A 25,694-nucleotide genomic window follows, 5' to 3' on the forward strand; every position below is an offset into this window, starting at 1 on the left:
CGTTTGGGGAAAAAGGATGTCAACGCCGGAGGGCCACATCACCTTCGCCGCCGCCCGCGCCCAGCAGCTCGCCGCGCTGCAGCTCGCGGTCCGGCGACTGAGCGCCGAGGTCGCAGCGCGGCAGGCCGACGGGTGGTTCCGCGGCCCGGGACCGATCTTCGTCGCCATCGGGGCGAGCCTCGCCGCAGCCTGCGCCCCGACCTGGACCCTGCGCCGGCGCGGGATCCACGCCTGGCGGCTGAGCGCCGGCGACCACCCGCTGCCGTTCCCGGCGAGCCGCCACCCGCTGCTGGCCGTGTCCCAGAGCGGCCGCAGCGCGGAGACCCTCGCCGTGCTCTCGTCGATCGGCGAGCAGCTGCGCTATGCCGTGACCAACGCCCACCCGTCGCCGATCGCCGCGGCCGCGCCGTATCACCTCTCGCTCGGCGACCTGCCGGACAGCTACGCCTCGACGATCGGCTACACCGCGACCATCGCCGGGCTCGGCATGATCGCCGAGGCCTGGGACGACGGGCCGGCCGACCCGTCGTGGGCGCTGCTGCCGCAGCGGATGCAGGAGCTGGAGGACGACCTCGCCGGCCGGCTCGACGACCTCGCCGCCCCGTTCGCCGCCGCGCGTGCGGCCGACTTCGTCGGCGCCGGGCCGTCGCTGGGGTCGGCGGAGGCGGGCGCGCTGCTGTTCCGTGAGGTGGTCCGGCTGCCGGCGACCGCGATGAGCACTCGGCAGTACCTGCACGGGGCGATGGAGTCGGCCGGCGGCACGGCGCACGTGCTCTTCGGCGGCCAGCGTGAGACCGCGGTGGCACGCACCCTGTCCGGCGCTGGGCACCCGGTGATCCTGGTGACCGCCTACGAGGTGTCTCCTGGGCCGTTCCTGCAGGTCGTGCGGCTGCCCGCGGTACCGCCGAATCAGCGGGCGGTGTTGGAGGCGGTGGTGCTGCAGGCGCTCGTGGCCCGGACCGCCGAGCGGGCCGGCATCGACGTCGAGGAGTTCGTGTTCCACCACGACGACACGAAGGTGCCGGTCCTGTGAACGGCCCCGCCCTCGTCGGTCTGGACATCGGCGGCACCAAGACCCACGTGCGCGTGGAGACCCCGGACGGGCGTCGGCTGGCCGACGCTGTGCATCCCAGCGAGGACTGGGCCGCCGAACCCGTCGACGTGGCGGCCCAGTGGATCGCGGCCGTCGTCGAGCGGCACCGGCCGCCGGGTGCCACCGTCGCCGCGATCGGCGCCGGCGCGCAGGGCTGCGACACCGAGGCGCACTGCGTGGCCCTCGGACACGCACTGACCAGTGCCGCCGGCGTGCCGTCCGTCGTCACCAACGACGCCGCGCTGCTCGTCCCCGCCGCCGGCCTGTCCACCGGCATCGGGGTGATCGCCGGTACCGGGTCGATCGCCGTCGCCGTCGGCCGTGCGCAAGACGGTGCGGCGCTGCGCTTCGCGGGCGGCTGGGGCTGGGTCATCGGCGACGAGGGCAGCGCGCCGGCGCTCGTCCGCGAGGCGGTCCGGGCCGCCCTCACCCGGAACGACGCCGGCGGACCGCCCGACGTACTCCTGCCGGTGCTGCTCGAGGCGTTCGGGGTCGCCAGCGCGACGGGTCTCGCCCGTACGGTCAACGACAACACCGACGCCGCGCACTGGGCGTCCCGGGCGCCCGCCGTCTTCGCCGCCGCCGAGCGCGGGTCCGCCGACGCCCGTGCGGTGATCACCGCCGGCGGCGAGAGCCTCGCGGGTCTCGTCGGCGTGCTGCTCGCGGGCGGCACCACCACAACCGACGTCGTCGCCGCGGGCGGCGTCATGACCGGCCAGCCCAGCCTGTTCGCCGCGTTCCGCGACGCCGTCGGCCGCGCGCATCCCGGGCTGACCGTCCACCTGCTGCACGAACCCCCGGTGGCCGGGGCGCTCGCCCTGGCTCGCCGGGCCGCACAGCCGCTCTCCTGATCCCGCCGTCGTGAGGAGCTGTCATGTCCACTCTCATAGCCCGTGACAAGGCCACCGGTACACCGCTCGCCACCGTCCCCACCACCGCGCCCCCGGACGTCGACGCCGCGGTCGACCGCGCCGCGGCGGCGCAGCCCGGCTGGGCCGCGCTGACCTACGCCGAGCGGGCGGCCGTGCTGCGCCGCGCCGCCGACCGGCTTGCCACCCGCGCCCCCGAGTTGCGCGAGCTCATCGTCCGCGAGACCGGTTGCATCCCCGGCAAGGCCGACTACGAGATCGGCGCCGCCACGAGCGAGCTGTTCGAGGCCGCCGCCCTCGCCGCCCGCCCGGTCGGTGAGGTGCTGCCCTCCAGCCACGCCGGCCGGTTCAGCCTCGCCGAGCGGGTGCCGCTGGGCGTCGTCGCCACGATCACCCCGTGGAACTTCCCGCTGGTGCTCGGGATGCGGGTCGTCGCGCCCGCGCTCGCGCTCGGCAACGCCGTGGTCCTGAAGCCATCGCCGGAGACCCCGCTGTCCGGCGGCGTCGCCCTGGCGGAACTGCTCGCGGACGCGGGCCTGCCGGACGGGGTGTTCCAGGTCGTCCAGGGCGGCGCCGAGACGGGTGAACGGCTGGTCACCCACCCGTCGACCGCGATGATCCACTTCACCGGCTCGACCACGGTGGGCCGGGCCATCGCCGCGACGGCGGGCGGCCTGCTCAAGAAGGTCTCGCTGGAACTGGGCGGCAACAACGCGCTGGTCGTGCTCGACGACGCCGACCTCGACCAGGCGGCGATGATCGGCGCCTGGTCGAGCTTCCACTACCAGGGCCAGACCTGCATCACCGCAGGCCGGCACGTGGTCCACGCCGACATCGCCGAGGCGTACGTCGCCGAGCTCGCCCGCCGCGCGGCAGCGATCCGGGTCGGCAACCCGCACACCGACCCGGTCGGGCTCGGCCCGATGATCAACGAGCGGCAGCACGCCCGCGCCGCGGCGATGCTGCACGAGGCGGTCGCCGCAGGCGCGACGGTCGTCACCGGCGGACCGGAGGCCGCGCCGTTCTTCCGCCCGACCGTCGTCACCGGGCTCGCCGGTGCCATGCGGCTGTGGCGCGAGGAGATCTTCGCGCCGATCGCCCCGGTGCTCGTGGTCGCGGACGAGGACGAGGCGGTGCGGGTCGTCAACGACACGGAGTACGGCCTGGTGAACTCGGTGCTCACCGCGGACCTGCGGCGGGGCCTGGCCGTCGCCCGGCGCCTGCGCGGCGGCATGGTCCACGTCAACGACGCGACGCCGCAGGACGAGGCGCTGGCGCCGTTCGGCGGCATCGGCCAGTCCGGCCTCGGCGGCCGCTCCGGCGGCGACACCAACCTCGAGGAATTCACCCAGCGTCGCTGGCTGACCACGACGGATCAGCCGGTTCACTACCCGTACTGAGCGACGTCGCGCAGTATCCCGTGCTCAGCACGGCCGGGCCGCTGCGCCGCGTCGCGTCGCGTCGCGTCGCGTCGCTGAGCATGGCATGCAGCTCCGGCCAGGTGACCAGGCGACCACCGAGGCGCGACACGACGGTGCCCGCTGCGATCGCGGCGCGGGCGAACAAGCCCTCGCCGGCGATCGTGGACGAACGCATGGATAGCGCCCGGCGCGGCTCGGGGACGCCCTCATCCTCGGTCGGCGCGCACCAACTGCACGAGGGCCGAGGCGACGAGGGCCACGGGCCGGTCGTCGTCGTGGGCCAGCTGCCGCAGTGTGCTCAGTGCGATGGTCCCCGGCATCTCGGCGAGTGCCTGGGTCAGCCGCATTCGCACCGCCGAGTCCGCGGTGTGTGCGGCGAGCTCGTCCACCAGCGCCGCCATGATCCGGTCTGCCTGCCTCGCGTCCCGCGCCAGCGTTCCCAGCAGTTCGGCGGCCTCGACGTCGTTCGGGCCCTCGACCACCATGCCGAGCAGCGTCGGCACGGCGGCGGTCACGCCCCGCGCACCCAGCGCGAGGGCGGCATGCCTGCGGACCGTGGTGTCCGTGTCCCCGAGCGCGTCCGTGAGCATCGCGGTCGCCTCGTCGTCGGGCATCTCGGCGAGCGCCAGGACCGCGCGCCGCCGGACGTCGGCGTCGTCGGAGGCCAGGCCGGATGCCAGGCTCGCCACGCCGTCGCCGCCGGCCCGCGCGAGGGCCCATCGCAGGGCACCGGCGACGTTCGGATCGGATTCGGTGAGTACCGCCCTGGCCAGCAGCTCGGCGGGTACCGACGCGTGCTCGGCCGGGGCCAGGACGGCCTGCTGCCGCCGCGCGGCACTGGGCGAACCCAGCCCGTGCAGGAGCTCGACGATGCGCGCGACGTCCTGCCAGCCGGCGGGCTCGGCCGCATCGACCGTCCGGAGCCGTTCGAGGAGCTGATGCTCCCGGTCCAGTCGTTCCTCGGCCTGCCGGATGAGGTCGCCGACCAGCGCGGACGGGGTGAAGCCGGGATCGTCGAGCGTGCGTGCGATCTGGCGCAGCGACAGTCCCAGGGACCGCAGCCCCTCCACGTGGAAGATCCGCCGGATGTCTTCGGGGGTGTACTCCCGGTAGCCACCCACGGTGCGGCCCGTCGGTCGTACCAGCCCGATGGAGTCGTAATGCCTGAGCATCCGGGCGCTCACCCCCGAGCGGCGCGCCACCTCACCGATCAGCACGCAGTGGTCTCCTCCCGGTCCGGGCCGAGCGCGACGACCCGGCGCGCCGCATCGACGGCGAGGTCGAACGCGGCATCCGGATCGCGCAGGAGCCGCTCCGTGGCGCTCGCATGCGCGCGCACCGCCGGATCGTAACGTGTCATCGCCGTTCGCAGGACCGGCTCGACCACATCGCCGAGCGCGACGAGGGCGCGGCTCAGACTCAGCCGTACCTCCCGGTTACCACGGCCGAGCTGCGTGGCCAGCTCCTCGGCGAGCGCCGCCTTCTCCCCGTCGGGCACGAGCACGACGGCGGCGCGCCAGGCACTGCGCGCCACCTCGTCGTCGGCGTCGCGCAGCAATGACCGCGGGATCGCGGGCCACGCGTTGCTGTCCCCGATCTTGGACAGGGTGTGCAACGCCTGGCTACGGGCCTGTGCCCGTGCGGAACGCAGCTCCGCGAGCAGCTTCGGAACCGTGATCTGCGACGGGAGACGGGTCAGCGCCCACGTGAGCATGTCGCGCACGAAGAAGTCCGGTTCCACCGCGGACCGTGCCACGAGCACGTCGGCGAAGGCCGGCTCGGGGTTCGTACCGATCGCCAGGGCCGCCTTCAGCCGCGTTGACGAGTTTGCAGCGGCCAATGCGTCGAGCAGTGCCGAGCTCATAGGGGACCACCTCCGGTACCCCAGTCAAAGCCTTGTCACAGTGACAAGGTCAAGGTCACGAGCGATTCGATCGCACGGGCGACGGCCTCGACGTCGGCGGGGGAGAAGCGGGCCGTGTCCGCGTCGAGCGTGAGCCGGACCGCGCCCGGCACGTCGTCGGCGTGCAGGAACAGCGGCTCGGTCGGGCCGGTCGGGGGCGCGACCCACTCGACGGCGCCGGGCCGTTCGACGACACGCGCGGCGTCGAACGCGGTCGCGCCGGTGCGGCGGCGGTCGTTGAAGCACGGCGTGGAGACGCCGGGCATCGCGAGCGGGTCGTAGTAGGCGTACTTGCGGGCGGGGAGAGCGGCGCGGGCCACGGCGGCGACGGCCTCGTCGAATCCGTCGGAGCCGGCCGGGACGGTGGCGACGCACAGGCCGAGCTGGGTGATCGGGCTGACGACCGTGGACAGTCCGCCGCGGAAGCGGTTGCTGACGACCTGGCGCACGGCGATGGTGTCGCGGCCGGTCACCTCGGCCAGGGCCGTCATGTAGGCGGCTAGCAGGATCGTGGACTCGTCGACGCCGGTGCGGGCCGCCGCCTGCGGCAGGCGGGCGGCCAGCAGCGGGGACTCGAGGATGCACTTGCGGTAGCGGGGCGACGGCGAGTCGGCGGCCGCGATCGGGAGGGGATCGAGCGCCGAAGCGTGGCGGTCCCAGTGGCGCAGGGCGGCCGCGTGCTGGCGGGCGCCCGGCGCGGACGACTGCCACGCCACGATGTCCAGCGGGCGCAGGCCCTCGACCGGGGTCGGCAGGCGGCGGGTCACCTCGTCGACCATGATCGCCGCGCCCAGGCCGTCCGTCACCAGGTGGGGCATCACGGCCACCAGGCGCTCGGGGGTGCCGTCGCGGCAGACGACCGCCATGCGCATCGGCCAGTCGGCGGCCAGGTCGGGGGCGGCGGCGCGGTACGAGGCCTCCACAGAGGCCGCGACGTCGCTCGGGTCCGAACCGTCCGCCTCCACGACCTCGAGGCGGGCCACGCCCGAGGCGGCGATCGACTGCCGGGGTGCGTCCGAGCCGTCCGGCGAGAGGCGGGTGCGGAAGGACTGGTAGCGCTCCATCGTGTACCGCAGCTCGGCCATCACGTCGCGCAGCGTCGTGCCGGGCGGGACCGGGCGATGGCCGCCCATCGGCAGCCACGATCGCTCCCGCTGCATGGCCTGGTACATCGCCCGCTGGCCCCACGTCAGCTCGGCCTCGCCCGCGCCCTCCCCGGAGAAGGGGACATCGACGTCCATCGGCACAGGATCGGCATCGAGCGCGGCGCTCACAAGTCTGGCGCGAGGACCACTTTTCCGCTAATGCGCGCGGCGCCGGGGGCGCGGGCCGCGATGCGGTGGGCCTCCGCCGCCGCCGACAACGGCAGGACGGTGCCGATGCGCGGGCGCAAGGTGCCCTCGGCGTGGTGGCGGACCAGGGCGAGCAGCGACGCGCGGTCGTAGCCGACCGAGATCACCTGCGGGTCGATGCCGCGCGCGGCGGTGAACGGGCCGCCGGGTACCCAGAACTCGGGTACGACCGTCACGTATCGGCCGCCGTCGCGGACCCGGTCGAAGGCCGCCTGTGCCGCCGCGCCGCCGATGACGTCCAGCGCCGCGTCGACCGGGGACGAGTCGTCGGACACGACCGTCAGGCCGCGAGCGGCGGCCAGGCGGGCCGCGAAGCCGCCGACGGCGCCGCGCGGGCCGTTGACCAGTAGGGTGCGCACGTCGGGGCCGAGCGCGTCCAGGGACTGCAGGGCCGTCAGGCCGGCCAGCGGCAGGGCCGCGGCCTCCGTGATGTCCGCCGTCGCGGGCAACGGCACGACGAGGTCCTCGGGCAGGGACACGAACGGCGCGTACCCGCCGCGCTGCGTCGCCTTGTGCAGCGTGAAGCCGACAACCGGCTCGCCGGTGTCGGCGCGCCAGCCGGCCACGTCGTACCCGGGGATCAGGGGGAAGCGGACCGGGTCGGCCCAGCGGTAGCGGCCGGCGACCATGCCCAGGTCGGCCGGGTTCACGGCCGCGGCGCCGACGCGGATCAGGACCTCGCCGGGCCGGGGCGCGGGGACAGGTACCGACAGCTCCCGCAACGGCTCGCCGAACGCCTCGACGCCGGCGGCCCGCATCGTCACATCACTCATGACAGCGAAGCTAGGGCCGTCCGCGGAGCGCGGCCTTGACCTACATCAAGGAAGCCGCGTGACGCAGGCGACTCAGGGCCTCGGGCGTGATGCCGATGTACGCGGCGATCTGGCGCTGGGTCAGGCGGGCCGCGAGCGCGGGGCGCTCGGTGACGAACGCGCGGTAGCGGGCGGCGGCGTCGTTGCCAAGCAGGTCGCGGGTGCGGCGCTCCTCGTCCAGGAACAGGCGCTCGTTCATCGCGGCCAGCATCGCCGTCCAGGACGGGTGCCCGGCGCACAGAGCCTCGAACGCGGGGCGGGTGGCCGTCAGCAGGTCGCACTCCTCCAGGGTCTCGATGTGCTCGGCGGCGGGGGCGCGACGCAGCGCGGCGGCGTAGGCGCAGACCAGCTCGCCCTCGGCGCGGAAGGCGCGGACGCGCTCGGCGCCGCCGTCGCCGGTGAGGTAGGTGCGGGTCAGGCCGCGCACGATGAACGAGATCCGCTCGGACGGCTCGCCGGCGCGCTGCAGCAGGGTGCGTGCCGGCACGTGGTGGGAGCGGAAGATCCGGTGTGCACGGGTCAGCTCCTCGGCGGGGATCGCGGCCCAGCGCAGCAGGGCCGCGTCCAGCGCCGCGTACGGCGTCACGCCAGGCGGGCCGGGAAGCCGCCGGTGGCGACCGGGCCCCAGCGCTCGATCGTGATACGCAGCAGGGACTTGCCCTGCGCGGTCATCGCGGCGCGGTACTCGTCCCAGTCCGGGTGCTCGCCGGCGATGCAGCGGTAGTACTCCACCAGCGGCTCCAGCGCCTCCGGCAGGTCGAGAACCTCGGCGACCCCGTCGACCTGGACCCAGGCGTCGTTCCAGTCGTCGGACAGGACCAGGATGGATACGCGGGGGTCGCGCCTCAGGTTGTACACCTTGGCGCGCTCCGGATAGGTGGACACCACGATCCGGCCCTCCGTGTCGACCCCGCACGACACCGGCGAGGCCTGCGGGCGGCCGTCGGCGCGGTTGGTGACGACGATGCCGTGGTGGCGCTTGGCGAGGAAGGCCAGCAGCGCCTCGCGGTCGACCCGGTCGTTGGTCGCGATCTTTCGTGCCATGCCTCGACCGTACCCGGATCTGGCTCTCAAGAGGGAGCCGCCCCGGCGGGCGCCGGGCCAGAATGAGCGCATGCGCGAACGGGCCGTGGACCTGCTCATCGCCGCGGCCGTCACCGTCGCGTCGGTGTACCCCGTGATCTGGTTCTGGCCCTTCAACCCCGCCGTGCTGGCCCTCGCGCTGCTCGCGTCCGTGCCGCTGGTGTGGCGGCGCCGGGCGCCGGTCGTCGTGGCGCTCGCCACCGGGATCGCCACGACGTGGCTGTCCGTGATCGAGCGGTTGCCGGACATGCCGTACGGGCAGCTGGTGGCCACCTACACGTGGGCCGAGCTGGTATCGCCGGGCTGGCGGGTGGCGTGCATCGTCATGACCGCCGCCGGCGTGCTCCTCTCGCTCGTCGTGCCGGACGAGAACCCGCCCTCGTTCGGGTACGTCGGGCTCATGTTCGTCACCGCGTACGCGCTCGGCACCGGGGTGCGCGCCCGCCGCCACCGCATCGCGTTCCTGGAGGAGCGGACCAGGCGGCTCACCGAGGAGCAGGCGGCGGCCGCCGGCGCCGAGCGGGCCCGGATCGCGCGCGACATGCACGACGTGCTCGCACACTCCGTCGGGCTGATGGTCGTGCAGGCCGAGGGCGGCGCGTCGGTGGTGCGCGCCGACGCCGACCGGGCCGAGGCCGCCTTCGACGCCATCGCCGAGACCGGGCGGGAGGCCCTCGTGCAGCTGCGCCACGCGCTCGGCGTGCTGCGCGAGCAGGCGCCCGAGCCGGCCGGCGTCGAGGCGATCCCGTCGCTGGTCGAGCGGGCCCGCCGCACCGGCCTCGACGTCAGCCTCGACCGAGGGGCGGTACCACCGCTGGACCCGCAGGTCGGCGCGACCGCGTTCCGGGTCGTGCAGGAGGCGCTCACCAACGTCGTCAAGCACGCCGGCGCCCGCCGGGTCCTCGTCACGCTCGGCGCCGAGGACGGCGCGCTGCAGGTCACGGTCCGCGACGACGGGCGCGGCGGCACCGCGGTCCTCGGGCACGGCCTGTCCGGGATGCGCGAGCGGGTGCTGTCCGTCGGCGGCCGCCTCTCGACCGGCCCCCGCAGCGACGGGCCCGGCTTCGAGGTCGCCGCGACCCTGCCCGCGGAGGGCCGGGCGTGAACCTGCGCGTGGTGGTCGCCGACGACCAGGACCTCGTCCGTGGCGGGCTGTGCATGATCCTCGGCTCGCAGCCCGACATCACCGTCGTGGGCGAGGCATCGGACGGACGGCAGGCGGTGGAGAAGACCAGGACCGAAGAGCCGGATGTGGTACTCATGGATGTCCGCATGCCCGTCATGGACGGCATCGCGGCGACCCGCGAGATCTGCGCCGCGACGCCGTCGAAGGTGCTCGTGCTCACCACCTTCGACCTGGACGAGTACGTGTACGACGCCCTCCTCGCCGGCGCCAGCGGCTTCCTGCTCAAGGACATGCACCGCACCGAGCTCGTCGCCGCCGTGCGCACGGTCGCCGCCGGCTCCTCGCTGCTGGCCCCGACGGTGACCCGGCGGCTCATCGCCGACGTGCTGCGCCACCGCCGCGCCGCGGCCGCCCCGGTGCCGGACCGCCGCCTCGACGCGCTCACGCCCCGCGAGCTGGACATCCTGCGCGAGGTCGCGCGCGGGCAGTCCAACGCGGAGATCGCCGCGGCCCTGTTCGTCACCGAGCACACGGTGAAGACCCACGTGTCCAACCTGCTGACCAAGCTCGGCCTGCGCGACCGGGTCCAGGCGGTGGTCCTGGCCTACGAGTCCGGCCTGGTCCGCCCGGCGAGCTGACGTCTCCTAGGCCATCCGGCCCGGGCGCCCTTATTTGATGCGGTTGCGGCCGAAGCGCAGCTTCCACGGCACCATGGCCGACTCCAGCTGCACCTTGATGCTCATCTTCGACTTGCCAAGGGCCCGGTCGCTGAAGCGGATCGGCACCTCGACGATCTTCATGCCGCGCCGGATGGTGCGGTAGTTCATCTCGACCTGGAACGAGTAGCCGTTGCTGGCGATCGTGCCGATCTCGATGCGGCGCAGGGACTCGGCGCGCCACGCCTTGAAGCCGGCGGTCGCGTCCTTGACCCGCATGCGCAGGATCGCGCCGACGTAGAAGTTCGCCCAGGCGGAGAGGGCCTTGCGGTACAGCCCCCAGTCGCCGGCCACCGAGCCGCCGGGCACGTAACGTGACCCGAGCACCACGGCGACGTCGGGGTTGTCGAGGGCAGTGACCATGGCCGGGATCGCGGAGCTCGGGTGCGACAGGTCGGCGTCCATCTGGATGACGATGTCGGCGCCCTCGTCCAGCGCGCGCTGCATGCCGGCGATGTACGCGCGGCCGAGGCCGTCCTTCGCCGTGCGGTGCAGCACACCGAGCGCCGGCTCCGACTCGAGGGCCAGCTTGTCGGCCACGTCGCCGGTGCCGTCGGGCGAATTGTCGTCCACGACCAGAATATGCAGGTTCGGCATTGCCAGCGCTGCCAGCTCGGCGACCAGCTTCGGCAGGTTGTCCCGCTCGTTGTAGGTCGGCACGACAACCGTGATCTTCTGCAACTCGTCTCGCACTCGTCAGCCCCCTAGTGCACGCCGCGTATCTAGAGCCTTCGGGCCCGATCTTTTCGTACGAACGGACCATATCGGACCGAGGGTCACTTCGTGGACTCACCCACCGCTCAGTAGCGAAACACAGCTAGGGTACGGCGAGATTCTCCGCGATCCTGTGGAACTCCGCGACGCTGGTGACGTTGCTGTGCTTCGTGACCGTCCGCCAGCTGGTCGCCCGCCGCGGTACGCGGCAGCGACTTCCGCCCGGCGTACCACATCTACTCGCCGGGGGCCGTGAACTCGTACTTCCCGTCGGCGCCTCTCGTCAGCGCGAGGACCGAGACCACCGCATCCGGGTTCAACGGGCCGTAGATGTGCGGGAACGGCTGGTCCCAGCCCGGCACATCGTCGTACCGGAGCGGCGAGGACAGCCGTGCTTCCTCGATGACGAGCACGACCAGGCCCTCATCCGAGCCGTAGATCATGTTCGCTATCGGGGCGACGTGACCTGCCGTGCCCCCATGGATGAACCCCTGTTCCTCGAGAGTGCGGCCCTTCGTGGAGAGCCGGTACTCGCCCTCCTCCTTGGCCTTTTCCCAGTCGGATTCAAACGCGATGTGGTAGATCATGCCCCACCCTTCGAGAGACAAGCCGTCTGTTCCACGAGCTCGAGCGCGCTCGGATGCTTCGGATGACGCTCCACCAGCCGCCGTTGAAGATCGCTGGGACAGCGTACGGCCCGCCCGACTGTTGCCGGCCGCGGCCGGGTGGTTGTGCCTTGCGGTCGGCACCCGCTGTCGCTCACCCTCAACCTCACCCTGGTCCACTGTGGACGCTGCGGCCGTCCAGGCCGGAGCGTGGACCGTCTCAGGCTGGTTGACCGGCGGTCAGGCGCCGGTGGCTCCAGTCGACCAGGGGCCGCAGGACGCGCATCAGCTCGTCGCCCTCCGGCGTGAGCGCGTAGCGGATCTGCACGGGCGTGCTCGGGATGACGGTCCGCTCGACGAGCCCCTCCTGCTCGAGCTCCTTGAGGCGCTGCGCCAGCAGGCGGTCCGAGATCCCGTCGATCGCCGCGCGGTACTCCCCGAAGCGGCGCGCCCCGCGCTGCGCGGCCAGGAGCACGGCCGCCGTCCACCGACGCCCGACGAGCTCGAGCGCGTCGGAGAAGGCGCGGCAGCCGGATTCCTCGATAGTCACTTACCAAAGATTAGTCACTAATCTCGGGTTTGGCCACGGCACCGCCCCGCCGGAGCGTGGAGCCATGACCGACTACGGACAACCCATCAGCTTCGGGCTGAGCCTCGACCCGTCGGCGGACCGGCTGCGCGAGTCGCGCCGGCTCGCCCGGGCCGCGCAGGAGCACGGGCTGGAGTACCTGGCCGTGCAGGACCACCCCTACCAGCCGGGCCACCTCGACGCCTGGACGATGATCACCCACCTGGCGGCGGAGACCGAGTCGGTGACGTACCTCACCGACGTCGCCAACCTGCAGCTGCGCCCCCCGGCGATGCTGGCCAAGGCGGCCGCGTCGCTCGCCGTGCTCACCGGCGGCCGCGTGGCCCTCGGCGTCGGCGGCGGCGCCAGCACCGACGCGATCGCCGCGATGGGCGGCCCGCGCCGCTCGGCCGGGCAGACGGTCGCGTACACCGCCGAGGCCCTCCAGGTGCTGCGCGCCGCGCTGGCCGGTCGCGGCGTGCGCCTCGCCTCCGGCCAGCACGCCATCGAGGGGTACCAGGCTGGCCCGGTGCCGCCGCGGCCCGTCCCGATCTGGCTCGGCGGCCAGCGCCCGCGGATGCTCGCCGTGGCCGGCGCGCACGGCGACGGCTGGATCTCGCCGCTGAACATCTACGTGCCGCCGGCCGAGGTGCCGGCCCGGCAGGCCGTCATCGACGAGGCGGCGCGGGCCGCCGGGCGCGACCCCCGCGACGTGCGGCGCATCTACAACGTCATCGGCTCGATCGGCCCCGCGGCCGGGCACTCCCCGGGCCTGCGCGGCGACGCGAGCGCCTGGGCCGGCACGCTCACCGAGTGGGCCGTCGAGCTCGGCTTCGACACGTTCGTCTTCTGGCCCACCCACGACCCGCAGGCGCAGCTCGAACGCTTCGCCGTCGAGGTCGTCCCGGCGGTACGCGCGGCGGTGGCGCGATGAGCCTGCGCCTCGTCCGGCCGGAGGACCGGCGCTACCCTGCCCTGCGCTCCACCTACACCACCGCGGGCGCGCCGGCCGCCATCGCCCTGCCGGAGTCGGCCGCGGAGGTCGCGGCCGCGATCGCACACGGCCGCGAGCGCGGCCTCGACATCGCCGTGCGCAGCGGCGGGCACGGCCTGGCCGGCACCTCCACCAACCGCGGCGGCCTCGTCATCGACCTGTCCGCCCTGCACGACGTGGCGGTCGCCGACCCCGCCGCCCGGCTGGTCCGCGTCGGCGCCGGCGCCCGCTGGGCCGACGTCGCCGCCGCGCTGCACCCCCACGGCCTGGCGATCAGCTCGGGCGACCACGGCAACGTCGGCGTGGGCGGCATCGCCACCGGCGGCGGCGTCGGCTGGCTCGCGCGCTGGTACGGCCTGACGATCGACCACGTTCGGGCGGCCGAGGTCGTCCTGGCCGACGGCCGCATCGTGCGGGCCGACGCCGAGCACGACCCGGAGCTGCTGTGGGCCGTGCGGGGCGCCGGGGCGGGCGCCGGGATCGTCACCGCGTTCGAGATCGAGGCCGCCCGCGTCCGCGACGTCGGCGTGGCGCAGCTCCTCGTGGCCGCCGACCAGGACGGCGCTGCGCTGCGCCGGTGGGCCTCGGCCCTGCGCGAGGCGCCGCGGGAGCTTACCTCCGAGGTCATCATGCTCCACAATGGACGGTCGCCGGTCATGCGCGTCACCGCCGTCGTGGCCGGCGGCGACCCGCGCCGCGTCCGCGAGATCGTCGAGCCGCTGCGCCGGATCGGTAAGGTGCTGGACCACCGGGTCGACCGGGCGCCCTACCCCGTGCTGCTCCCGCCGTCGCACAAGCACCCCAACGTGGCCCAGCAGCCGGTGACGATCACCAACGGCCTGCTGCCCGCGATGGACGGCGACGCCGCCGAGGCCGTCATGGCCCTCGTGCGGTCCGGGCGGGCGCTGGTGCAGCTGCGCTCGCTCGGCGGCGCGATACACGACGTCGATCGCGGCGCAACCGCCTACCCGCACCGCCACCAGCACACGCTCGTGCTGGCGTCGATGTTCCCGCCGGACGGCCGGGCCGAGCTCGACGCCGCGTGGCGGGTGCTGGCCGGGCGGGTCGACGGCGCGTACGGCAACTTCGAGGGCCGCCGCGACCGCCCGGCGTTCGCGCGGGTCTATCCCGGCCCGACCGGCGAGCGGGTGGCCGCGGCCTGGCGCCGCTACGACCCCGGCGCGGTGTTCCGGCCGTACCCGATCTGACGCCTCACACTTCGCGGCGCTGCGTCGTCGGACCCGCATGACCATCACGATGTTCGCCGAGCCGGCGTCCCTGGAGAGCCTCGAGCGCGCGGCCAAGGCCCTCACCGAGCACGGGTTCGCCGCCGAGATCCTCGACGACGCGGCGGCCGCCCGGGCCCGCGTCGCCGAGCTGATCCCGGCCGGCGCCACCGTCTTCACCGGCGCCAGTGAGACCCTGCGCCTGTCCGGCATCGACGCCGACGTCAACGCCGGCTCCGCGTATGACGCCGTCCGGCCGCGGGTGCTGGCGATGGACCGGGCCGCCCAGGCCGACGAGATCCGCCGCGCGACCTCCGTCCCCGACGTCGTGCTCGGCAGCGTGGCCGCGGCCACCGAGACCGGCTCGCTCGTCGTGGCGTCGGCCAGCGGCAGCCAGCTGCCCGCGTACGCCGGCGGGGCGGCCCGGGTGATCCTGGTCGTCGGCGCCCAGAAGGTGGTGCCCGACCTGGAGACGGCGATGCGCCGCGTGCACGAGCATTCCCTGCCGCTGGAGAGCGCCCGCGCCCAGCTCGCCTACGGCCAGCCCAGCGCCGTCAACCGGCTACTGGTCCTCAACGCCGACTATCACCCCGGCCGCGTTACGGTCCTGCTGCTGCGCGAGACCATCGGGTTCTAGCCCGTCGAACGCCGGCCGCGCCGCCACCCACTGGGCGAGGGCGACGAACCAGGCGAGCAGCAGCAGCCAGAGGTACCGGTCGGGCAGCTCGATCCGGCTCTCGGCGATCTGCACGGCGGGTGGCAGCGCGGGCGGCATGAGCTGCGGGATCAGCCGGTCCGCACCGAACGCGGACAACGGCATGACCAGGTTGAGGACCAGCAGCGCGCCGGTCGTGCCCGCGGTCGTCGCGGCGCACCACGCGGCGGCCGCACCGCGCCGCCGCTCCATCGCGATGCCGATCCCGGCCACGCCCGCCCCGAGCAGGATCACCGCCAGCCCGATGTGCGGCGGGATCGGCGGCCACAGCAGCGCGATCGCGGCCCACGACCCGGCGATCGCGGCACCCCCGCCCAGCCCGACCACGAGCGCCCGCGGCGTGGCCACGGACCGGTTGTCCGGTCGCCGCCAGCGCGCCCGCGAGGCACCCGCCGAGCGCGACGCCGAGCACGACCGCCCCGCCGACCTCGTCGCCGCGCCGGTGCGCCAGGAACCACGCCGCCTCGGCCGCGAGCGTCCCGACCAGCGCATACGCCACGAGCCGCGCGAACCGGGCGGCGCGGGTGATCGCGACCGGCCCGAGCGGCCCGACGATCCCGGCCTCGGCCACGAGCGCAAGGGCGCCGAGGAGCACACCAACGCTCCACCGCCGCGCCGCCACCGCGACGATCGCGATCGGCAACAGCACGTACACGGCCCGCCGCAGCACGGCGGGCACGGCCGCGACCGCGGCGCAGGCCCGCCCGGCGAACCGCCAACGCTCCGCGCGCGGACCGATGTCATCGAGCTCGGCGAGCAGGGCCTCGCCCCACTCACGGCGCGGGGCCGGCAGCAGCCGTACCGCCGCGGCAACCAGGAGGCGGGTCATGCGCCTAACTCTATATAGATAGAGTATCGGCACCAGGTGTCTGTCGGGTGGGCTACAGTGCCGGCCCCGCCACGGACACGACGGGACCGGCACTGTGGGTTACGATGATTGACGGTGGGTTATGGCGTGGGGTTCGGATTTGGTGGGGTCGGCTAGGCTAGGCACTACAGAAAGAGGAACGGCCGCCGGCGAGGTCGTCGAGTTGGAATCACGCGAGAACGCGGAGCTGGGCGAGCAGGACATGGATGTCGGGGTTGATCCAGTAGTCGGCGATCAGCCCGCCCGCCACGCGCAGCGTGTCGGTGCCGGTGAACTCGTTCGCCGTGCCCGGCTTGGCCGCGGCCCCCGGGAAGCCGCCCGCGTAGGCCCCGCTCGCACGCCAGCGCAGCGCGACCATGTCCCCGTCGACGATCGGCCCGACCTCGATGGCGAACGTGAGCTCGGAGAACGCAGCGCGGGTCTGCGCGATCCAGGCCACGACCCCGGCCGGCCCGCCTACTGCGGAGCTATCGCCGCCGTCGAGGAGCGCGGCGTGGACCCGGATGTCCGGCGAGACGCACGCCTCGGCCGCCGCGTAGTCGCCGTTCCGCAGGTCGAGCCAGTGCTGGATGAGCGTGTTCATGGTCGGTACCTCCGATTGGTGGGTGGTCAAGGCGACGGGACGTCGATGGGTGGTCGGAGCGACGGGACGTCGGTGGGTGGTCAAGGCGACGGGACGTTGGTGGGTAGTCAGAGCGACGGGACGTCGGTGGGTGGCTAGAGCGACGGGATCAGGACGACCTTGCCGGCGACGGTGCCGGACTCGGCCAGGCGCAGCGCCGCGGCGGCGTCCCGCAGGGGGAGGCGGGCGGCGACCTGCGCGGTCAGCGAGCCGTCGGCCAGCAGTGCGAACACCTGGGTGAGGTCCTCGCGCAGCCGGGCCTGGAACGCGGCGCGGTTGCGGCGGCCGGCCCAGAGGTTGTAGAAGGTCGCGCCGCGGCCGTTGGGCAGGGCGTTCCACCACAGCAGGCGGGCGAACAGCGCCAGGACGGGCAGGCGGGCGTTGCCGGCGACGTCGCGGGTGGCGGCGGTGCCGTACGAGACGAGGGTGCCGCCGGGGGCCAGCAGGCGCCACGAGTCGACGATGCCGGGGCCGCCGACGTGGTCGAAGACGGCGTCGTAGCCGCGCGGGGAGAGGGAACGGGCCTGGGCTGCCAGGTCGGGGGAGCGGTAGGCGAGCGGCTCGGCGCCGAGGGCGCGCAGCGTGTCGTGGTGGCGCGGCGAGGCGGTGCCGACCACGCGGATGCCGTGGTGGCGGGCCAGCTGCGTGAGCGTCGAGCCGACGCCGCCGCTGGCGCCGTGGACGAGGATCGTGCCGCCGGGGCGGACCTTCGCGCGGCGGTGCAGCATCTGCCAGGCCGTCACGCCGTTCACCACGACCGTCTCGGCGGCCGCGGGGTCGACCGCCGCCGGGACCGGGACCAGGTCGGCGGCGTCGACGAGCGCTGCGGTGGCCCAGCCGCCGATCTTGGTCACGGCGGCGACCCGCGAGCCGACCAGGGAGGGGTCGGTGCCGGGGCCGACCGCCTCGACGCGGCCGACCAGGTCGTAGCCGGGGGTGAAGGGGAACGGGGGCTGGTCGTAGTACTTGCCGCGGCGCATCTGCTGCTCGGCGAAGGAGACGCCGGTGGCCTCGACGCGGACCAACGCCTGGCCGGCGGCCGGAGGCGCGAGGCGGCGGTCGCGGATCTGCAGGGCCTCGGGCTCGACGATGCCGGGGAGGACGATCTCGGTGGTGGTGAGCTGGGACATGACCAGGGCCTCCTGAGGTTGTATGTGGGCACTCACTTACAAATGAAGACATGAAAAAAGCTGAAATAAGCGGAAAAATCAGGACACGTGGCGCATGCCGGCGGTCAAGGCGTTTGCCCAGGACTCGTCCACGTTGTCCAGGCCGGCGGTCACGATCAGGTGGCAGAGCTGGCCGTACGCGACGAAGTGCTGGATCTGCTCGTCCGTCGCGCCCGCCGTGCGCAGGAAGTGGACCAGGCGCTTGTAACCCGAACGTACCGCCGCGGCCACCTCGGGCACGTCGCTCACGCTCTGGGCGTGGACCTGGAAGAGCAGGAGATCGCGGTCGGCGATCAGGTCGGCGTAGGCGTCGCCCAAGGCCTCGAGCAGCTTCGCCGGGTCGTCGCTGCCCGTCGCCTCCGCGGCGGACTCCAGCGTCGCCAGGATCCGGTCGTAGCAGGCCTCGACGGCCGCCACGAACAGGCCCTGCTTCCCCGAGAACAGGCGCAGCGCGTAGGCCTCCGAGATCCCGGCCGCCGCGGCCACGGCCGTGACCGGCGTCGCGTGGTAGCCGTTGCGGGCGAACACGGAGACGGCGCGGTCGAGAACGGTGGCCCGGCGGGCCTCGGCGGTGCTTCGCATGTAAGTCAGTACACACTTACAAACTTGCGATGTCAACCCCCGTGCGGCCGTCGCGTGGGAGGGACGGGTCGAGGACCCAGATGGCCGCGATCGTGGCGCGGTACAGGCGTAGCGTTCCGGAGTCGTCGACCGAGGACAGCTCGAACCGGCGGGCGCCCTTGGCGCTGCCGCCGTCGTTGTACCGCTGCAGCTCATCGGGCAGCGTCGCGCCGGCGACGATCTCGGCGCGGCCGGACATGTAGACGGCCTTCGCCTCGCCGACGGGGACCTGCGAGTCGTAGACCACCAGGCTCAGCGCCGGCCGCACCGCCAGGTTGCGCGAGTGCCGCGTCTCGGGGGCCGACAGCCAGTACAGCCGCGCGTAACCATCCAGCGCGTAGAACACCGGCGACACCCACGGCTCGCCGTCGGCGTCGGCGGTGCCCAGCACCACGTACCGGTTCTCGTCCAGCAGCTGCCTCGCGTAACGCTCCAGACTCATCGAGCCTCCTCGTGTGCCGCGGCCCGGGCCGCGAGTAGTTCGGGAAGGTGGGCCCGGGTCCAGGCGCGCAGGGCCGCGATGACCGGCAGCAGGCTGCGCCCCAGCGGCGTGAGCGCGTACTGCACGCGCGGCGGGTTCTCGGCGAACTCGGTGCGCTCGACCAGGCCGTCGCGGATCATCGCCCGCAGCGTCTCGGCCAGCACCTTCGCGGTCACCGCGCGCAGCGGGACCTGCAGCTGCGTGAAGCGCCGCGGGCCGCCCTCCAGGCACAGCAGCACCATGCCGGTCCACTTGTCGCCGATGCGGAACGGCAGCGCGCTCGACGGGCACATCGGGTCGAACATGTCCGGGTCCAGCTCGCCCATCGCGCCAGCCTAGCGCCCGTATCGTTGCGGTAACGGGCATGCGTGGCCGTAGCGTCGCCGGCCATGAGGATCGCCGTATTCGGCGCGGGCGGCCGGGCCGGCCGCGCCATCACCGCCGAGGCCGTGCTTCGTGGCCACGAGGTTTCCGCATTGGTACGCCGAGTGCCCGCCCACGCCGACCTGTCGTCCCCCGCGGTGACCGTCGCCCGCGCGGACGTGACGGACCCGGACGAGGTGGCCCGCGCCGTCGAAGGCTGCGCCGCCGTCGTCAGCGCCGTGACCCCCGCATCGAGCCCCGAGGAGCTGGCCCGAATGGACCCGGACCCCGGCTACTTCGGGCGCGCCGCGGCGGCCCTGCTGGCCGCGCGGCCGCCCCGGCTGGTGGTCATCGGCCTGTTCGCCACGCTCGAACGCCCCGGCGGCGGCCTGGTGCTGGACGACCCGGCCTCCTTCCCGCCGCCGCTGCGCCCGTTCGCGCTGTCCCATCTCGCCGGCGTCCGCCGCCTGCAGGCCGCCGGCGCGGGCGTCGACTGGGCGGTCCTGACCCCGACGGCGGCGCAGCTGTCGTACCCGGACCTGGCCGCGGCCGTGCTCGAGGAGATCGAGCGCCCGGCCGTGCACCGCGCGGTCGCCGCGGTCGCCTGAGGCCCGGGCCATGTGGCCCGGGCCTCAGCGAGACGGCGTCGGTGTTCAGATCAGCCAGCGGTTGCGCTGCACGAAGGGCAGCTTCGCCCAGCGGCGGCCGAGGCCCCAGGTGTGCCCGGCGTAGGCGGCGGCCAAGGCGATCATCACCAGCGCGTAGATGACGTGGTAGTCGGTCACGGGGTTGGTCGAGCCGGTCGCCGACGGCGGGAACTCGGCCAGCCACATCATCGCCATCATCAGGGTGCCCGAGACCGCCGCGATGCGCATGGCGACGCCCGAGACCAGCGCCAGGCCGATGCCGAGCAGGCCGAACATGAACAGGCCGTTGGCCCACCAGGTGCCGGCCATCGCGTGGAACGCCGACTGCAGCGGTCCGGCGTCGACCGAGGACAGGAACCCCTTGGTCGGGTTGCCCCCGTTGATCCATGCCTTCGCCGACGGGGTGGAGTACCCGAGGCCGAGGAGCTTGTCGGCGAACGCCCACAGGAACACGAACCCGGTCGCGTACCGCACGACCGCGAGCGCCTTCGCGGCGGTCCTGGTGAGCATGCTGCCCGGCGCCTCGACCCGCTCGAGGTGGTTGGCGGGGGTGTGGTGGATGTGCGAGGTGCTCATGGCTCCGGCCCTCCAGTCGGTCTTCGTCGATGCCTTCAGCTTCGTCGCCGCGGCGCGCCCGCGCCTGTGCCGAAGCTCCCGACCCGGCGGGACCCAAGACCCGCCGCCGTGCGGACGTCAGTCCCGCGCCCCGCCGTGGACGATCAGCAGCGGGCATCCGGCGTGGTACAGCAGGCGCTGCCCGACCGACCCGGCCAGCAGCGCGGCCGCGGGGCCGTGCGTGCGGCCGCCGAGCACGAGCAGCCGGGCCTCGCCGGAGGCGTCCAGCAGCGCGGCGGCCGGGTCGAGGTCGGGCGTGCGGGCGAAGGCCGGCACGGTCGGGTACCGGCGGCTCCAGCGCTCGAGGTCGTCGGTGAGCTCCGCCAGCAGGTCCGCGCGCTCCTGACCCGCAACGCCGGGCACCGCCCGAACGGCGAGCACCTCGCAGCCGCGCCGGGCGGCCTGCTCGAACGCGGCCGCCAGCAGCCGGTTGTCGGTGTGCGAGCCGTCGACGCCGACGGCGACCGGGCCCTCCCCGGCGTCGATGCGGCCCCGCACGACCACCACCCGGCCGGGCGCCCGCAGCGCCACGCGCGCGCCGGTGGCGCCGCGCAGCGCGGCGGCGAGCGCCGTGTGGCCGTGGCTGCCCACGACGACCAGCGCCGCGTCCGCGGCCAGCCCCGTCAGGACGTCGACCGGCTGGCCGCTGACGGCGCGGCCGGTGACCTGCAACCCGGGCCGGTGCGCGCGGGCGCAGTCCACGGCCGCCGCGACGGTCAGCGTCGCCCACTCACCGGGGTGGGCTGCCGCGATGACGACCTTCAGCGGGGAGCCGGTGCGGGTCGCCTCGGCCGCGGCCCAGCGCAGGGCTTCGTCGCTCGCCGGTGTGCCGTCGATGCCGACGATGACGTCGTTGCCGTTCATGACCGTCCTCCTCAGCGTTGGTGGAGTTGTCCACTCTGGACGGTTCCACGGGATCGGGTCGCCGGGCAGTGCCCAAGGGCTCGCCCGGGCAGAGCCGTTGGACCCTGCCTGGCGCCGCCGGGCCGGTCGTACGGTCGGGCCGTGACGTGAGGGCAACGAGTGAAGGAGGCCGCAATGAGCCGCTGGAACGTCGCGGACGTGATGACCATCGGTGCGGTGTCGGTCGAGCAGGACACGCCGTTCAAGGAGATCGTCGACCTGCTCGAGGCGCACGAGGTGAACGCCGTGCCGGTCGTCGACCCGCTGGGGCGGGTGGTCGGCGTGGTCTCCTCCGCCGACCTGGTGCCGAAGATCGAGTTCGCCGGCGACGACGACCGGGTCCGGCTGTTCGAGAGCCGGCACACCCGCCAGGCGCGCGGCAAGGCGCACGCGACGGCGGCGGGGGAGCTGATGAGCGCGCCGGCCGTGACGGTGCTCGGCACGACGTCCCTGGTCGCCGCGGCGCGCATCATGGAGGCGGCCGAGCTCAAGCGCCTGCCCGTCGTCGACGACCTCGGCCGGCTCGTCGGCATGGTGACGCGGCGGGACCTGCTCAAGGTGTTCCTGCGCACCGACGCCGACATCCGCCGGGAGATCCTGCAGGAGGCGTTGCACGGCCTGGTCGGCGTCGAGGCCTCGCAGCTGCGGGTCGAGGTCGACGACGGCGTGGTGACGCTGCTGGGCGAGGTCGAGCACGCCGTGGTCATCCCCTCGCTGGTCCGCCAGGTCGAGCGGGTCGACGGGGTCGTGGACGTCGTCAGCCACCTGTCGGCCGCCGTCGACGACGGGCCGCGTCCCTTCCGCCCGGCCCCGATGTTCTGAAAACCCGCTCACGAGAGCGCGAGCCCGAGCTCCCGGCCCGCGGCGCGCAGCGCGTCGCGGGCCGCGGGGTGTGCGGCCCGGTCCAGGATCTCCTGCGCCTGCTCGAGCGAGTCGCGGCCCCAGATCCTGGCCGTGCCCTGTTCGGTCACGACGTAGCTGTGCTGGAACGACGTCACCGGCCCGGACAGCAGGGGCACGACGGCCGAGACGTCCGCGCGGGGATGCCACGAGCGCAGGGCGATGATCGCGTGGCCGCCGGGGGAGTGCATCGCGCCGACGATGAAGTCGGTCTGCCCGCCGAAGCCCGAGTGGGTGCGCCCGCCGATCCGGCTGGCGTTGGCCTGGGCGAACAGGTCGACCTGCAGGGCGCCGTTGATGCTCATCAGGTCCGGGTGCCCGGCGATCGTGCCCGGGTCGTTGGTCTTCTCGGTGCGCAGCAGGCGCACGCGCGGGTTGCGGTCGACCCAGTCGTACAGCTCGGCCGACCCGAAGCAGAACGACGCCGTCACGGGCGTGTCGCGGTCGAGGGAGCCGGCCTTCTCCAGCGCCAGCGCGCCGTCGGTGAACATCTCCGACCAGACCCGCAGGCCGCGCCGGTGCAGCAGGGACTCGAGGGTGGCGTCGGGGATGGCGCCGATGCCCAGCTGCAGCGTGGCGCGCTGCGGCACCAGCGCCGCGACGCGTTCGCCGATGGCCCGCGAGGTATCGTCCGGCGGCGCCACGGTGTGGGTGGGCAGCGGCTCGTCGACCTCGAGCAGGTAGTCGACGGCTTCCAGCGGCAGCCGGCCGTCGCCATAGGTGACCGGCATCGAGGCGTTGGCCTGCGCCACGACGATGCCGCCGCGGGCCCGGACCGCCTCGACCGCCGCCGGCAGGACGTTCACCTCGACGCCGAGGCTCACGGCCCCGCCGGCCGGCGGCGAGGTGTGCAGCAGCACCACGTCGGGGGCGAGGCGCTGGCGCAGCAGGTGCGGCACGAGGGAGAGGCGGCACGGGAAGTACCGCAGCCGGGTCCCGCCGCGCATGCCCGGCCCGACGAACGGCGTCTCGTGCACGATCCCCGGCCGGTCGGGAATGCCGGCCTGTGCGTTGAGCATCACCAGCCGGAACTCGGCCAGTGCCGCGTCGGCGACCGCGAGCAGCCGCCCCGGCGCGGCGAAGTTGCCGCTGGCGACGATCCGCGGCGCGTCCGGCAGGGCGCCGAGCAGCCGGCCGAGCTGGGCTTCGGTCACCGTGCGCAAGCCGTGCTCCGCATGACGTCGCGCAGCGGGCGGCGCGGGCTCGCCGCGACCGGGTGGCCGTAGCCGATGCGCAGGATCATCTGCGGGTGCCAGTGCCCGCCCGGGGGCGAGAGCAGGCGGCGCAGGTGCGGCACCTCCAGCGCCTGCGTCATCGGCTGCGTCGCGAGGCCGTGCACCGACGCGGTGAGCAGCACGCGCTCCAGCGCCTGCCCGGCGTCCAGCCACCGGTCCGGCCCGTCGCCGCGCGAGTGCAGCACGACCAGGCGGGGATGCGCCTCGAAGCGGGCGGCGTCGCGCTCGGCGCGCTGCAGCTCGAGGCCGAAGTCGCGCACGGGCAGCGCCGCCGTCGTCGGGCGCGGGCCGAAGGCCGCCACCGGGACGCCGTCGCGCCGCTCACCGCGGTCGGTGGTCCAGGCCGCCAGTTCCCGCCGGTACCGCGGGTCGGCCCGCTGCACCGCGTCGGCCGCCTGCGTGAGTGCGAGCACCGCGCCGCCGCGCACCGGGTCCAGGATCACCAGGCGCAGGCCGTCCCCGGCGGCCGCGCGGCACAGCGCGTCGAGCACGACGGCGGGCACCGCGGTGTCGTCGAACGGCTGGCGGTTGGTGCGGCGGTGCGCGATCGCGCCGGCGAGCGCCCGCATCGACGGGCTCGGCTCCCGGCAGGCGGTCGGCACGATGCGCGCCTCGGCGCCGGACGGGCCGGGGCGTTCGAGGCGGGAGCCCCATCCCTCGGCCGCCAGCGCGACCCGCATGTTGCAGACCGCCGCGCCGATGCTGATGTGCAGGGCCCGGCCGTCGGGGTCGATCACGTCGAGGGCCCGCCGCGCATCGGCGTGCACGTCGAACCCGGCACCGTCGAAGCGGAGCCGCCAGGGCTGGGTGTTGTGGATCGACGGCGCCGCGACGGCCGCGCGCAGGGCGCCGGCGGCCGCGCGGTCGGACAACCGCTCGTTCATGCGTCCGAGCCTGGTCCGGGCCGCCGCGGCGCGGTAGGGGCGTTCGCCCCCATCGGGTGGGGACGGCCGTCGCCGCAACGTCCCGCCCGGACCGGGACCTTCGCCCCTGGTGCGGCCGCCGCGACGTGGGAAGAGTCGTGCGGTACCGAAGGAGGAGACATGGCGTCGCTACGACCGCTCGGCCGGGACCGCTGCCTGGAACTGCTGGCCTCGGTGCCGCTCGGCCGGGTCGTGTTCACGCTGCGGGCGCTGCCGGCGATCCGGCCGGTGAACCACCTCGTGGACGGCGACACCATCGTGATCCGCAGCAGCCTCGCGACCAGCCTCGCGTCCTCGGCCACCGCCGACGGCGCCGTCGTGGTCGCCTACGAGGCCGACGCGATCGACCTCGTGCGACGCACCGGCTGGACCGTGGTGGTCACCGGCGCCGCCCGGCTGGTGCTCGACGAGGAGCGGCTGGCCCGGTACGAGCGGGAGCTCGAACCCTGGGTGGACGAGCCGATGAACTGCGTGATCGGCATCGACTGCGACCTGGTGACCGGCTACGAGCTCACCCCCGCCGGGTGAGCGGTCCCGCACAGGTCGGGACCTCCGGCCCGTGCGGACGCCCCGGCGGCGGTGTCACGGTGGAGAAGCCGGCGCCCGGTCTCCCCCGAGCCGGGCGCCCGGCGCGCCAACGGGAGGTCCGGTCATGCGCATACTCGTCACCGCCGCCAGCAAACACGGCTCGACCGCGGAGATCGCCGAGCTGATCGGGGCGGTGCTGGTCGAGGAGGGGCTCGAGGCGAGCGTGCTCGCGCCGGACGAGGTCGGCGACCTGCACGGCTACGACGCGGTGGTGCTGGGCAGCGCCGTGTACGCCGGGCACTGGCTGGACCCCGCCCTGCGCCTCGCCGAGCGCAACGCCGCCGGCCTGGCCGGCCGTCCGGTCTGGCTGTTCTCCAGCGGCCCGATCGGCGATCCGCCGATCCCGGCCGAGCACGAGGTCGACGCCGGCCGGGTCGAGGCCGTCACGCGGCCGGTCGAGCACAAGGTCTTCGCCGGCGCCCTGCTGCGCACGCGGCTGGGCTTCGCCGAGCGCGCTCTCGTCACCGCGCTGCGCGCGCCGTACGGGGACTTCCGCGACTGGGCGGCGATCCGGCACTGGGCCCGCGGCATCGCCGCGGCACTGACCCGAGAAGGGATGTGA

At 74.3% G+C, this 25,694-nt stretch carries 32 protein-coding genes; 13 read left to right on the top strand and 19 right to left on the bottom strand.

Translation table 11 applies throughout. The annotated features are described in order from the left end of the window. Nucleotides 1–16: 16 nt before the first annotated feature. The 3 genes from ABD901_RS51745 to ABD901_RS51755 are packed head-to-tail and all read left to right on the top strand — an operon-like array spanning nucleotide 17 to nucleotide 3,362. On the top strand, nucleotides 17–1,033 hold the full coding sequence (locus ABD901_RS51745) for an SIS domain-containing protein (RefSeq protein ID WP_345141558.1): 1,017 nt from the start codon (nucleotides 17–19) through the stop codon (nucleotides 1,031–1,033). Then, nucleotides 1,030–1,944 carry a BadF/BadG/BcrA/BcrD ATPase family protein gene (locus ABD901_RS51750; RefSeq protein WP_345141562.1) on the top strand — a complete coding sequence of 305 codons (915 nt, stop codon included), beginning with the start codon at nucleotides 1,030–1,032 and terminating at the stop codon, nucleotides 1,942–1,944. Before ABD901_RS51745 ends, ABD901_RS51750 begins: the two co-directional genes overlap by 4 nt. Nucleotides 1,945–1,967: 23 nt before the next feature. Further along, nucleotides 1,968–3,362 carry an aldehyde dehydrogenase family protein gene (locus ABD901_RS51755; protein ID WP_345141565.1) on the top strand — a complete coding sequence of 465 codons (1,395 nt, stop codon included), beginning with the start codon at nucleotides 1,968–1,970 and terminating at the stop codon, nucleotides 3,360–3,362. 227 nt (nucleotides 3,363–3,589) lie between these two features. Here ABD901_RS51755 and ABD901_RS51760 read toward each other — a convergent pair whose 3' ends face one another. Genes ABD901_RS51760 through ABD901_RS51785 form a run of 6 tightly spaced genes read right to left on the bottom strand, consistent with a single transcriptional unit; the run spans nucleotide 3,590 to nucleotide 8,494 of the window. Then, nucleotides 3,590–4,600, bottom strand: coding sequence for a HEAT repeat domain-containing protein (locus ABD901_RS51760; protein ID WP_345141567.1), 1,011 nt, complete (start codon nucleotides 4,598–4,600; stop codon nucleotides 3,590–3,592). Further along, entirely contained in the window at nucleotides 4,594–5,247 is a 654-nt protein-coding gene (locus tag ABD901_RS51765; RefSeq protein WP_345141570.1) for a HEAT repeat domain-containing protein, read from the bottom strand. The genes ABD901_RS51760 and ABD901_RS51765 overlap by 7 nt, the downstream gene beginning before the upstream one ends. Before the next feature lie 35 nt (nucleotides 5,248–5,282). Beyond that, entirely contained in the window at nucleotides 5,283–6,527 is a 1,245-nt protein-coding gene (locus ABD901_RS51770; protein WP_345141573.1) for a condensation domain-containing protein, read from the bottom strand. A 29-nt stretch (nucleotides 6,528–6,556) separates the two neighbouring features. Then, the gene (locus ABD901_RS51775) at nucleotides 6,557–7,411 is read right to left on the bottom strand and encodes a zinc-binding dehydrogenase (RefSeq protein WP_345141577.1); all 855 of its coding nucleotides are present in this window, start codon (nucleotides 7,409–7,411) and stop codon (nucleotides 6,557–6,559) included. 40 nt (nucleotides 7,412–7,451) lie between these two features. Continuing rightward, nucleotides 7,452–8,036 (bottom strand): Crp/Fnr family transcriptional regulator, encoded by a 585-nt coding sequence (locus ABD901_RS51780; protein WP_345141580.1) that lies wholly within the window; start codon nucleotides 8,034–8,036, stop codon nucleotides 7,452–7,454. Further along, the gene (locus tag ABD901_RS51785) at nucleotides 8,033–8,494 is read right to left on the bottom strand and encodes a PPOX class F420-dependent oxidoreductase (protein ID WP_345141583.1); all 462 of its coding nucleotides are present in this window, start codon (nucleotides 8,492–8,494) and stop codon (nucleotides 8,033–8,035) included. Before ABD901_RS51785 ends, ABD901_RS51780 begins: the two co-directional genes overlap by 4 nt. A gap of 70 nt (nucleotides 8,495–8,564) precedes the next feature. Between ABD901_RS51785 and ABD901_RS51790 the strand changes: the two genes are divergently transcribed. Next, a complete protein-coding gene (locus ABD901_RS51790; protein ID WP_345141586.1) occupies nucleotides 8,565–9,638 on the top strand; it encodes a sensor histidine kinase in 1,074 nt (357 codons plus the stop codon). After that, complete coding sequence (locus ABD901_RS51795; protein WP_345141587.1) at nucleotides 9,635–10,297, top strand: response regulator; 663 nt, start codon at nucleotides 9,635–9,637, stop codon at nucleotides 10,295–10,297. The genes ABD901_RS51790 and ABD901_RS51795 overlap by 4 nt, the downstream gene beginning before the upstream one ends. A 30-nt stretch (nucleotides 10,298–10,327) precedes the next feature. Here the strand turns inward: ABD901_RS51795 and ABD901_RS51800 are convergent, their stop codons facing one another. From ABD901_RS51800 to ABD901_RS51810, 3 genes are all read right to left on the bottom strand, one after another. Further along, entirely contained in the window at nucleotides 10,328–11,068 is a 741-nt protein-coding gene (locus ABD901_RS51800) for a polyprenol monophosphomannose synthase (RefSeq protein WP_345141588.1), read from the bottom strand. Nucleotides 11,069–11,325: 257 nt separating this feature from the next. Further along, entirely contained in the window at nucleotides 11,326–11,676 is a 351-nt protein-coding gene (locus tag ABD901_RS51805; protein ID WP_345141590.1) for a DUF952 domain-containing protein, read from the bottom strand. A gap of 238 nt (nucleotides 11,677–11,914) precedes the next feature. After that, entirely contained in the window at nucleotides 11,915–12,244 is a 330-nt protein-coding gene (locus tag ABD901_RS51810) for a winged helix-turn-helix transcriptional regulator (RefSeq protein ID WP_345141593.1), read from the bottom strand. Between the two features lie 64 nt (nucleotides 12,245–12,308). Between ABD901_RS51810 and ABD901_RS51815 the strand changes: the two genes are divergently transcribed. The 3 genes from ABD901_RS51815 to ABD901_RS51825 are packed head-to-tail and all read left to right on the top strand — an operon-like array spanning nucleotide 12,309 to nucleotide 15,119. Then, the gene (locus tag ABD901_RS51815; RefSeq protein WP_345141596.1) at nucleotides 12,309–13,196 is read left to right on the top strand and encodes an LLM class flavin-dependent oxidoreductase; all 888 of its coding nucleotides are present in this window, start codon (nucleotides 12,309–12,311) and stop codon (nucleotides 13,194–13,196) included. Then, a complete protein-coding gene (locus tag ABD901_RS51820) occupies nucleotides 13,193–14,464 on the top strand; it encodes an FAD-binding oxidoreductase (RefSeq protein ID WP_345141601.1) in 1,272 nt (423 codons plus the stop codon). The genes ABD901_RS51815 and ABD901_RS51820 overlap by 4 nt, the downstream gene beginning before the upstream one ends. Nucleotides 14,465–14,501: 37 nt before the next feature. Next, complete coding sequence (locus ABD901_RS51825; RefSeq protein WP_345141609.1) at nucleotides 14,502–15,119, top strand: LUD domain-containing protein; 618 nt, start codon at nucleotides 14,502–14,504, stop codon at nucleotides 15,117–15,119. Here the strand turns inward: ABD901_RS51825 and ABD901_RS51830 are convergent. Next, nucleotides 15,045–15,545 (bottom strand): hypothetical protein, encoded by a 501-nt coding sequence (locus ABD901_RS51830; protein WP_345141612.1) that lies wholly within the window; start codon nucleotides 15,543–15,545, stop codon nucleotides 15,045–15,047. The two genes, ABD901_RS51825 and ABD901_RS51830, sit on opposite strands and share 75 nt — an antisense overlap. Here ABD901_RS51830 and ABD901_RS51835 point away from each other — a divergent pair. Next, on the top strand, nucleotides 15,538–16,044 hold the full coding sequence (locus ABD901_RS51835; protein ID WP_345141615.1) for a hypothetical protein: 507 nt from the start codon (nucleotides 15,538–15,540) through the stop codon (nucleotides 16,042–16,044). The genes ABD901_RS51830 and ABD901_RS51835 overlap by 8 nt on opposite strands. A 190-nt stretch (nucleotides 16,045–16,234) precedes the next feature. Here the strand turns inward: ABD901_RS51835 and ABD901_RS51840 are convergent, their stop codons facing one another. The 5 genes from ABD901_RS51840 to ABD901_RS51860 all read right to left on the bottom strand — a co-directional run bounded on the left by ABD901_RS51840 (nucleotide 16,235) and on the right by ABD901_RS51860 (nucleotide 19,284). Then, nucleotides 16,235–16,648, bottom strand: coding sequence for an ester cyclase (locus ABD901_RS51840; RefSeq protein WP_345141619.1), 414 nt, complete (start codon nucleotides 16,646–16,648; stop codon nucleotides 16,235–16,237). Between the two features lie 134 nt (nucleotides 16,649–16,782). After that, entirely contained in the window at nucleotides 16,783–17,817 is a 1,035-nt protein-coding gene (locus ABD901_RS51845; RefSeq protein WP_345141622.1) for a medium chain dehydrogenase/reductase family protein, read from the bottom strand. Between the two features lie 78 nt (nucleotides 17,818–17,895). Continuing rightward, complete coding sequence (locus ABD901_RS51850) at nucleotides 17,896–18,438, bottom strand: TetR/AcrR family transcriptional regulator (RefSeq protein ID WP_345141637.1); 543 nt, start codon at nucleotides 18,436–18,438, stop codon at nucleotides 17,896–17,898. 16 nt (nucleotides 18,439–18,454) lie between these two features. Further along, nucleotides 18,455–18,919: a pyridoxamine 5'-phosphate oxidase family protein gene (locus tag ABD901_RS51855; protein ID WP_345141651.1), complete on the bottom strand. Its 465-nt coding sequence runs from the start codon at nucleotides 18,917–18,919 to the stop codon at nucleotides 18,455–18,457. After that, entirely contained in the window at nucleotides 18,916–19,284 is a 369-nt protein-coding gene (locus ABD901_RS51860; RefSeq protein WP_345141654.1) for a winged helix-turn-helix transcriptional regulator, read from the bottom strand. Before ABD901_RS51860 ends, ABD901_RS51855 begins: the two co-directional genes overlap by 4 nt. A gap of 63 nt (nucleotides 19,285–19,347) precedes the next feature. Here ABD901_RS51860 and ABD901_RS51865 point away from each other — a divergent pair, with 63 nt between their 5' ends. After that, nucleotides 19,348–19,929 (top strand): NAD(P)-dependent oxidoreductase, encoded by a 582-nt coding sequence (locus ABD901_RS51865; protein ID WP_345141656.1) that lies wholly within the window; start codon nucleotides 19,348–19,350, stop codon nucleotides 19,927–19,929. 45 nt (nucleotides 19,930–19,974) lie between these two features. Here ABD901_RS51865 and ABD901_RS51870 read toward each other — a convergent pair whose 3' ends face one another. Next, nucleotides 19,975–20,544 (bottom strand): hypothetical protein, encoded by a 570-nt coding sequence (locus ABD901_RS51870; RefSeq protein ID WP_345141658.1) that lies wholly within the window; start codon nucleotides 20,542–20,544, stop codon nucleotides 19,975–19,977. 117 nt (nucleotides 20,545–20,661) lie between these two features. Further along, nucleotides 20,662–21,447, bottom strand: a complete 786-nt coding sequence (locus ABD901_RS51875; RefSeq protein ID WP_345141664.1) for a universal stress protein — start codon at nucleotides 21,445–21,447, stop codon at nucleotides 20,662–20,664. A 174-nt stretch (nucleotides 21,448–21,621) separates the two neighbouring features. On the opposite strand from ABD901_RS51875, the gene ABD901_RS51880 reads away from it, so the two are divergent. After that, a complete protein-coding gene (locus tag ABD901_RS51880; protein WP_345141667.1) occupies nucleotides 21,622–22,308 on the top strand; it encodes a CBS domain-containing protein in 687 nt (228 codons plus the stop codon). An 8-nt stretch (nucleotides 22,309–22,316) separates the two neighbouring features. Here ABD901_RS51880 and ABD901_RS51885 read toward each other — a convergent pair whose 3' ends face one another. Next, entirely contained in the window at nucleotides 22,317–23,540 is a 1,224-nt protein-coding gene (locus tag ABD901_RS51885) for an acetyl-CoA hydrolase/transferase family protein (protein WP_345141726.1), read from the bottom strand. Continuing rightward, on the bottom strand, nucleotides 23,537–24,505 hold the full coding sequence (locus tag ABD901_RS51890) for an Acg family FMN-binding oxidoreductase (RefSeq protein ID WP_345141670.1): 969 nt from the start codon (nucleotides 24,503–24,505) through the stop codon (nucleotides 23,537–23,539). The genes ABD901_RS51885 and ABD901_RS51890 overlap by 4 nt, the downstream gene beginning before the upstream one ends. Nucleotides 24,506–24,664: 159 nt before the next feature. Between ABD901_RS51890 and ABD901_RS51895 the strand changes: the two genes are divergently transcribed. Both ABD901_RS51895 and ABD901_RS51900 read left to right on the top strand, forming a co-directional pair. Next, complete coding sequence (locus ABD901_RS51895; protein WP_345141682.1) at nucleotides 24,665–25,072, top strand: pyridoxamine 5'-phosphate oxidase family protein; 408 nt, start codon at nucleotides 24,665–24,667, stop codon at nucleotides 25,070–25,072. Nucleotides 25,073–25,196: 124 nt separating this feature from the next. Then, nucleotides 25,197–25,694 (top strand): flavodoxin domain-containing protein, encoded by a 498-nt coding sequence (locus tag ABD901_RS51900; RefSeq protein WP_345141685.1) that lies wholly within the window; start codon nucleotides 25,197–25,199, stop codon nucleotides 25,692–25,694.

It is taken from the genome of Dactylosporangium darangshiense (genome assembly GCF_039537565.1).
In the GTDB taxonomy this organism is placed as follows: domain Bacteria; phylum Actinomycetota; class Actinomycetes; order Mycobacteriales; family Micromonosporaceae; genus Dactylosporangium; species Dactylosporangium darangshiense.